The sequence below is a fragment of the Collinsella sp. 4_8_47FAA genome, from assembly GCF_000763055.1.
Lineage (GTDB): Bacteria > Actinomycetota > Coriobacteriia > Coriobacteriales > Coriobacteriaceae > Collinsella.
Genome location: NZ_KN214135.1, coordinates 15,334 through 22,786 on the forward strand (window position 1 = coordinate 15,334; position 7,453 = coordinate 22,786).

Below are 7,453 nucleotides of genomic sequence, written 5' to 3' on the forward strand. Positions count from 1 at the left end.
TTCGACCTCGACCCCCTCGGCCTGCCCTTCGGGCGGGGCCGCAGCGCCTCGGCGCCGCCCTCGCGGTAGAGCCTGCACCAGCGCTCCAGCGGGGACTTCGACCTGATCCCGAACTCGGCCATAGCGTCGGCCTTCGCCATCCCGCCGTCGACCACGGCCGACGCCGCGGCGACCCTCTGCTCGAATGTGTACCTGGATTGTTTCCCGCCCATGGACAGCAGCGCCTCGCTTCCGAACGCCCGGTATACCCACTGCCATTCTCTCACGGTCTCGCGGGGGACGGACAGGGCCTCGGCCGCCGGCTTGCAGCCGACGCCGGCGTCGAAGAGCTCGACGGCCCGCCTCCTGGACTCCAGGTCGTGCTTCACCCTGAGGTCTATACTCATGGAAAACCTCCCATTTCCCGATGTCCAAGAAATGGGAGGCAGTTCACAGGCACCTTTGTGGCGGTTTTTCTTGCGCGGTCGTTAGGGGCGGACCTGGCCGGTGCCTCGGAGCTTGTATTTGTAGGTAGTGAGGGCCTCGGCGGCAAAGGGGCCACGGGCGTGGAGCTTTTGGGTCGAGATGCCAATCTCGGCGCCCAGGCCAAACTCGCCGCCGTCAGTGAAGCGCGTGCTGGCGTTGGCGTACACGGCCGAGGCATCGACCGCATCCAGGAAGCGCTCGCAAGCGTCCGTGTCCTCGGCAACGATGGCCTCGGAGTGCATCGTGCCGTAGCGATTGATGTGTGCGATGGCCTGGTCCTCGTTTGCCACGACCTTCACGCTCATCTCGAGCGCCAGGTACTCGCGACCCCAGTCCTCCTCAGTCGCGGCGACGTAGTCATCGCCCTCCACAAAGCCGGCGTCGGCGCACGCGGCGCACGTGGCCTCGTCGCCGTGAATGAGCACGCCGTGATCGTGCAGCACGGCAACGACCGCAGGCAAAAACGCATCGGCCACAGCATGGTCGACCAGCAGCGACTCGGCGGCATTGCACACGCCTACGCGCTGGGTCTTGGCATTAACGATAATGTTGAGCGCCTTATCAAAGTCGGCGGATTCATGCACGTAGATGTGGCAGTTGCCCGTGCCCGTCTCAATCACCGGCACAAGCGACTCGCGCACGCAGCGCTGGATCAGGCCTGCACCGCCGCGCGGAATGAGTACGTCGACAATGCCGCGGAGCTTCATGAACTCGCCAGTGGCCTCGCGGTCGGTGGACTCGATCATCGACACGGCCTCGCGCGGGAAGCCCTTGGCCTCGAGCGCATCGGCCAGCAGCTCGGCGATCATGGCACACGAGTGATAGGCCAGCGAGCCGCCGCGCAGAATACAGGCGTTGCCGGTACGGATGCAGATGCCTGCGGCGTCGGCCGTCACGTTGGGGCGCGCCTCGTAGACCATAGCGACCAGGCCCAGCGGAACACTCACACGGGTCAGGTCCACGCCGCTTGCAAGCACGCGGTGGTCGAGCACGCGGCCCACGGGATCGGGCAGCTCGGCGAGCTTTTCCAGGCCGGCGGCCATGCCCTCGACGCGCTCAGGCGTCAGCAGCAGGCGATCGAGCAGTCCGGCCGAGGTACCCGCATCGCGCGCGGCGGACATGTCGAGCTCGTTGGCGGCGACGATGGAGTCGACACCGTTGCGCAGTGCTGCGGCCATGGCGCGCACGGCCTCCTGGCGCTGCTCATCGCTCGCCGTGGCAAGCGAGGCCGACGCTGCCTTGGCGGCAACGGCAAGATCGTGGACATACGTGGCTATATCGACCGACATGGGCGGCCCTTTCTCCTAGAAGTTTGCAACAATGGTAGCCGATTTGCGCATGGCCTCGCCCGCGGCGGTAGAATTGGTCAACCCGAAACACCGCAACGAACGGAAGACTCACATGGCCCTCATCACTTCGTACCACGTCCCCGGCCTTTACGTCGAGGACCACAGCATCGACGTCCCCCTTGACTGGCGCGGCCTGGAGCCGATGCTCCTGGCCGTCGGCAGCACCATGCGCCGCGGCGCCATGCCGGCACCAATCGCCGGCGCGCCCGAGAGCATCAAGCTCTTCTACCGCGTGGTTTGCGCGCCCGACCGCATCAACGACGATCTGCCGCTGCTCCTGTTTTTGCAGGGCGGCCCCGGCGGCGAGAGCCCGCGTCCGCTGTCGCCCACAAGCGACGGCTGGATCGAGGAGGCCGTCAAGCACTTCCGCGTGGTCCTTCCCGACCAGCGCGGCACCGGACGCAGTTGCTGCGTGGACGGGCGCACGATTGCCGCACTGGGCGAGCGCGCGACGGCGGCCGGCTCCGATGCCGCACGCTCGCAGGCTGACTTCCTCAAGCGCCACCTCGCCAGCTCCATCGTGCGCGATTTTGAGTACCTGCGCCTGGTGGGCTTTGGCGGCAAGCCCTGGGTCACACTCGGGCAGAGCTACGGCGGCTTTTTGACGTTGAGCTATCTGTCGCTCTTCCCCGAAGGCGTGGCGGCGAGCTTTACCTGCGGCGGCATTCCACATGTGCCAGCGAGCGCAAGCGAGGTCTACGCGCACACCTTCCCGCGCATGGCGGCCAAGACTCAGCAGTATTACGACCGCTACCCCGCCGACGTCGAGCGCGTGGCGGCACTGGCCGATGCGCTCGAGGCCCAGAAGCCCGTGCTGCCCGACGGCTCACCGATGACGGTCGAGCGCCTACAGCTCATGGGCAGCGACTTTGGTATGAAGCCGAGCTTTGAGCGCATGCATTGGATTGTCGATCACGCTTTTGCCGACGGCGACGGCACGCTGGCCTGCGGCGCCTCGGTATCTGACAGCTTTTTGATGCGCGCCTTCGAGCGCACCAACACGCGTACAAACCCGCTGTACTGGACACTGCAGGAGTTCATCTACGCCGACGGCGACACTATGCCCATTGGTTGGGCCGCGGCCGAAGAGAAGGCACACCGCGCCGAGTTCGACACCCTCGCGCGCCCGCTCATGTTTACCGGCGAGGCAATGTTCCCGTGGATGTTCGAGCAGATGCCCGAGCTCAAGCCCTTCAAACCCGCCATGGACCTGCTGATGGAAGACACCAGCTGGGACAAGATCTACGACCCGCAGCGACTGGCGTGCAACGAGGTGCCGCTCCAGGCCGCGGTGTATTTCGACGACATGTACGTCGATTCGGGCTTGCAGCTCGATACGCTCAGCCGCGTGGGCAACTCGCATGCCTGGGTGACTAACGAGTTCGAGCACGATGGCCTGCACGGCAGCGTGGTGTTCAAGCACCTCTTCAACGAAGCCCTCAACCGAGGAGACCTGCGCCAGATCTTCTAGCAAAGGAGTGTCCCCACCTGCCGGCACAAAAGGAACGTCCCCAAGTGCCGAACAAGTGCCGGCAACGACAATGCCGCAGGTAGAGAACGGAAAGCGAAAACGCCCCTAAGCGAGCAAGGTGACGTGAAAGAGGAGGGCATTGACCTTTTGGTCATGCCCGACGATTGAACGTCAGATTGCCGCTTAGGGGCGTTTGCAGCGTCAATTGGTTATGCGAAGACGATTAAATTATCCCTGTGTATCGCCGGCTTCTCGGCCAGGTTAGCGAGCAGGCGGTTGCTGGCGATCTGGTCCTGGCGGCGACCGGCAGCAAGTTCCAGCACGTCCGAATCGGCCTCGGCGATACCGCGGGCGACGACCATACCGCTCGGATCGCACACATCGAGCACATCGCCCTCGGCAAACTGGCCATCGACCTCGCGAATACCCACCGCAAGCAAGGAAGAGCCACGGCTAACCAGCGCCTTCGCAGCACCATCATCAACCGTCACCGACCCATGTGCCTTGTCGCCCAGCGCGATCCACAGCTTGCGGGGCGCGATGTCCAGACGCTCCGCCGGCGGATCGAACAGCGTGCCCACGCTCTCGCCGCGGGCGAGGCGCACGAGCGCATCGGGCTCCTCGCCCGAGCAAATCACGCTCTGAATGCCCGCCGTCATCAGGATGCGACTCGCGCGGATCTTGGTAATCATGCCGCCCGTGCCCACCGATGTGGAAGAATCGCCCGCCGAGGCAATAATCTTGGCATCGATCTTATGCACGACAGGAACAAACTCGGCCGTGGGGTCCTCATGCGGATTGGCAGTATAGAGACCATCGATGTCCGAGAGCGTCACGCACAGATCGGCAGATACCAGGCAGCTCACGAGCGCCGCCAGTGTGTCGTTGTCGCCAAACTTGATCTCGTCGACGGTAACGGTGTCGTTCTCGTTGACGACCGGCACCACGCCCAGCTCCACCAGACGCAGCAGGGCGTCGCGCGCGTGCAGGTAGGACGTGCGACGCGCCGTGTCGTGACGCGTGAGCAGCACGAGCGAGGTGAGCAGGTCGCGCGCATGGAACTCCTCGTCGTAGGCCGACGAGATGATGCACTGACCAGCCGAGGCGCAGGCCTGCAGGCTCGGAAGGTCGCCGACCGGCTTGCGGTCGAAGCCCAACACGGGATAGCCACAGGCAATAGCGCCCGAGCTCACCACGACCAGACGCCAGCCGAGCTTGCGCAGCGCTGCGGCTTGATCGGCAAGTCCGCCGATAAAGGCGCGGTTGACCTTGCCATCGGCGCCCACCACCGTGGACGAACCGATCTTTACCACCATCGTTTTATAAGAAGTCGTCATACGTCAAACCAATCAACTGTTCAGCGAACGGCCGAGCTGGCGGCCAAGGGAGCGTGACTCGCCCCTACCGCCCAAGGAATCATTTTGCCCAGGGGAAAGCCGAGGCCGCGGCCATATTCTTGCGCACGAGCTCGTCGCGCACCTGGGCCAGGCCCTGTTCCATACCCACCACGTAGGTCTGCGGATACAGGAAGCGCTTGAAAGCCGCATCCAGATGATCGAGCGCCCAAACACAGCGCTCGCGCGCGTCCTGGATGCTCTCACGCGGAGCCACCGCACTGCCGTCGCGCACGATCGGCACCAACAGCTCACGATACTCAAGTTCGGACACGTCGGTCACCAGGGCGGCATCATTCACGGCCACGAGGGTATTGCCGCGCGCGGCGCCCTCCCCCGCCAGATGGTCCTCGTCGTAGATCATGTCGCAGACCGGGCCGCCAAAGCCGTCGTAATAACGGCGCACGCGCTGTACGCCCGGGATCGTGCGCTTATAGGGCTGCTCGGAGAGCTTGACCACCGGCGTCCACGGGTCGGCCTCGCTCGCACGGCGGGCGGAAAGCTTGTACACGCCGCCCAGCGCCGGCTGGTCGTAGCAGGTCGCGAGCTTGGTACCCACGCCAAAGCTATCGATGGGCGCGCCCTGGTCGAGCAGCGACTGAATCGTGTACTCGTCCAGGTCGTTGGACACCGAGATACCCACATAGGGCAGGCCCTCGGCATCAAAACGGCCGCGAACATACTTGGAGAGCTTGGCAAGGTCGCCGGAGTCGATGCGAATAGCCGACAGGCGCTCGCCCACCGCCTCCATCTCCTTGGCAACCGTAATGGCATGCTCGCAGCCCTCGCGCACGTCATAGGTGTCGATGAGCAGCGTGCAGTTCTTGGGGCTCGACTTGGCAAAGGCGCGGAAGGCCTCGAGCTCGGAATCGAAGCTCATCACCCAGCTGTGCGCATGCGTGCCAAAGACGGGAATACCGTAGCGGCGGCCGGCGAGCACATTGGACGTAGAGGAGCAGCCGGCAACGTAGCTCGCGCGCGCAACAGCTAGGCCGCCATCGGGGCCCTGGGCACGGCGCAGGCCAAACTCCGCCACGGGGCGACCGTCAGCGGCGAGCACCACGCGCGCCGTCTTGGTGGCGACAAGCGTCTGGAACCCGACGATGTTGAGCAGCGCCGTCTCGAGCAGCTGGCACTCCAGCGCGGGGCCGGTGACGCGCACCATGGGCTCGCGCGGAAAGACGAGCTCGCCCTCGGGCACGGCGTCGATGTTTACATGCGCACGAAAATCGCGCAGATAGTCGAGGAATGCGGACTTAAACATCGCGCCGCCGGCCGGGGCCTCAAGCGATGCGAGGTAGTCGATATCCTCGGGCGTAAAGCGCAGGTTCTCGACCAGCTCGGGCAGCTCGGCGGTGCCGCACATGACGGCATAGGCGCTGCCAAAGGGATGGTCGCGGTAAAAAGCGGTAAAACAACCCTGCTCATTGGCCTTGCCGCTCTCCCACAGGCCCTGGGCCATAGTGAGCTCGTACAGATCGGTGAGCATTGCAATGTCGGTGGGATGCGAGATGTCGGTCAAAGCCATGGGGCGACCTTTCGGATGTGTGGTACAGAATTTGAGGGTTAGACGAGAGCAGAGGATGCGGACATAACGCCCGATGCAAATAGGTTAGAGCAGGCCCATGCTGGTCAGGATCGTGTAGCCCATAAAGATGACAAACGCGATGAGGGCAAGGACAATGATGATTTTTTGAGCCGGCGCCATGCCAGGGATCTCGTTCTCGCCCGTAGGTTCCTTGGAGGTAACCATGCGCTGGGCAAAGGTCATCTCGTCACGGCTCGGCTTGGGCTCGACGGACTTGGGACGAGCGGCCTTTTTAGGCTGAGGTTTGGGCGCGGCGGGTACAGGCTTCGCAGCAGCGGGCTTGGGTGCGGGTGCGGGCTTGCGCTCGGATGCGGCGTTCGAGGCGACCTCCTCGGCCTTCGCACGCTCGGCGCGCAGGGCAGCCAGCTCCTCACGCTCGCGACGGGCCTCTTCCCGAGCCTCGCGGCGGGCCTTCTCAGCGCGGAGCTCTTCCAACTCGGCGCGCTCCTCGTCGGACAATGGTTGGGACTCAAGCTCGGCCATGGTATAGCCCTTTCTTTTAAAAAAAGCCGCCGACACAATGTCAGCGGCTTATCAAATCCAAGGGTGGAGACGAAGGGAGTCGAACCCTCGGCCTCTGCCATGCGACGGCAGCGCTCTCCCAACTGAGCTACGTCCCCAGGACAAGTCGATATTTTACCTACGGCTCGCCAACTGTCAACGCCCAATAACCAGTCTTTTTGGGGCGCGGCTATTTTGCCTTGATTATCAACTTCATCCGAACACTTCCCACATTCATCCGCACATGTGCGGATGAATGTGGGAACCCGATACCCTGAGGGCCGGACCGGCCGGCCCCGGGAGATCGGAGGACGGCATGTCCGGAAAGAAGAATAGGGGCTCCGCGAGGGCGGTCCCGAGGGCCTACGGAAGGCTCACGAGGCACGAGCGGGACACGGTCCAGAGGATGCTGGAGCGCGGGGCCTCGTGCAGGGAGATCGCGAGGGAGCTGGGCAGGTCGCCCTCGACGGTGAGCGCCGAGGTGGCGTCGCACAGGTTCGTGACGGCGCCGAAGCCCAGGCGCGGCGAGCGCGTGGACGCCTCCGCCGACCTGTCGGCGGCCTGCCCGCGCCTGGCCGCGTGGCCGCGATGCTGCAACGGCTGCGGCCGGTACCGCGCGATCGGCTGCAAGCGCCGCCCCACGTCTTCTACGAGGCCCGGGCCGCGCAGCTGTGCGCCGACTCGG

7 protein-coding genes and 1 tRNA gene are annotated in these 7,453 nt (G+C 64.6%); 2 read left to right on the plus strand and 6 right to left on the minus strand.

What is annotated here, in order from left to right; genetic code table 11:
• A partial coding sequence (locus HMPREF9463_RS03420) for a helix-turn-helix domain-containing protein (protein WP_052044057.1) occupies window positions 1–386 on the minus strand: 386 nt, incomplete at its 3' end.
• Window positions 387–467: 81 nt separating this feature from the next.
• Window positions 468–1,754, minus strand: coding sequence for a glutamate-5-semialdehyde dehydrogenase (locus HMPREF9463_RS03425; protein ID WP_035137234.1), 1,287 nt, complete (start codon window positions 1,752–1,754; stop codon window positions 468–470).
• A 112-nt stretch (window positions 1,755–1,866) separates the two neighbouring features.
• On the opposite strand from HMPREF9463_RS03425, the gene HMPREF9463_RS03430 reads away from it, so the two are divergent.
• Window positions 1,867–3,285: an alpha/beta fold hydrolase gene (locus HMPREF9463_RS03430; RefSeq protein ID WP_035137236.1), complete on the plus strand. Its 1,419-nt coding sequence runs from the start codon at window positions 1,867–1,869 to the stop codon at window positions 3,283–3,285.
• Window positions 3,286–3,494: 209 nt separating this feature from the next.
• Here HMPREF9463_RS03430 and proB read toward each other — a convergent pair whose 3' ends face one another.
• From proB to HMPREF9463_RS03450, 4 genes are all read right to left on the minus strand, one after another.
• Window positions 3,495–4,622 carry a glutamate 5-kinase gene (gene proB, locus HMPREF9463_RS03435; RefSeq protein WP_035137237.1) on the minus strand — a complete coding sequence of 376 codons (1,128 nt, stop codon included), beginning with the start codon at window positions 4,620–4,622 and terminating at the stop codon, window positions 3,495–3,497.
• Window positions 4,623–4,701: 79 nt separating this feature from the next.
• Window positions 4,702–6,207 (minus strand): nicotinate phosphoribosyltransferase, encoded by a 1,506-nt coding sequence (locus HMPREF9463_RS03440; RefSeq protein ID WP_035137238.1) that lies wholly within the window; start codon window positions 6,205–6,207, stop codon window positions 4,702–4,704.
• Between the two features lie 84 nt (window positions 6,208–6,291).
• Window positions 6,292–6,750, minus strand: a complete 459-nt coding sequence (locus tag HMPREF9463_RS03445) for a hypothetical protein (RefSeq protein ID WP_035137239.1) — start codon at window positions 6,748–6,750, stop codon at window positions 6,292–6,294.
• A 64-nt stretch (window positions 6,751–6,814) separates the two neighbouring features.
• Window positions 6,815–6,887: transfer RNA gene (locus tag HMPREF9463_RS03450), tRNA-Ala, on the minus strand.
• 287 nt (window positions 6,888–7,174) lie between these two features.
• Here HMPREF9463_RS03450 and HMPREF9463_RS11560 point away from each other — a divergent pair.
• Window positions 7,175–7,453: helix-turn-helix domain-containing protein (locus tag HMPREF9463_RS11560; RefSeq protein WP_369796795.1), on the plus strand; the 279-nt coding region annotated here is incomplete at its 3' end.

What these genes read in the sequence shown, in the direction of transcription:
- HMPREF9463_RS03425 (WP_035137234.1), bottom strand. Translation starts at nt 1,754, where the DNA reads ATGTCGGTCGATATAGCCACGTATGTCCACGATCTTGCCGTTGCCGCC.
- HMPREF9463_RS03430 (WP_035137236.1), top strand. Translation starts at nt 1,867, where the DNA reads ATGGCCCTCATCACTTCGTACCACGTCCCCGGCCTTTACGTCGAGGAC.
- proB (WP_035137237.1), bottom strand. Translation starts at nt 4,622, where the DNA reads ATGACGACTTCTTATAAAACGATGGTGGTAAAGATCGGTTCGTCCACG.
- HMPREF9463_RS03440 (WP_035137238.1), bottom strand. Translation starts at nt 6,207, where the DNA reads ATGGCTTTGACCGACATCTCGCATCCCACCGACATTGCAATGCTCACC.
- HMPREF9463_RS03445 (WP_035137239.1), bottom strand. Translation starts at nt 6,750, where the DNA reads ATGGCCGAGCTTGAGTCCCAACCATTGTCCGACGAGGAGCGCGCCGAG.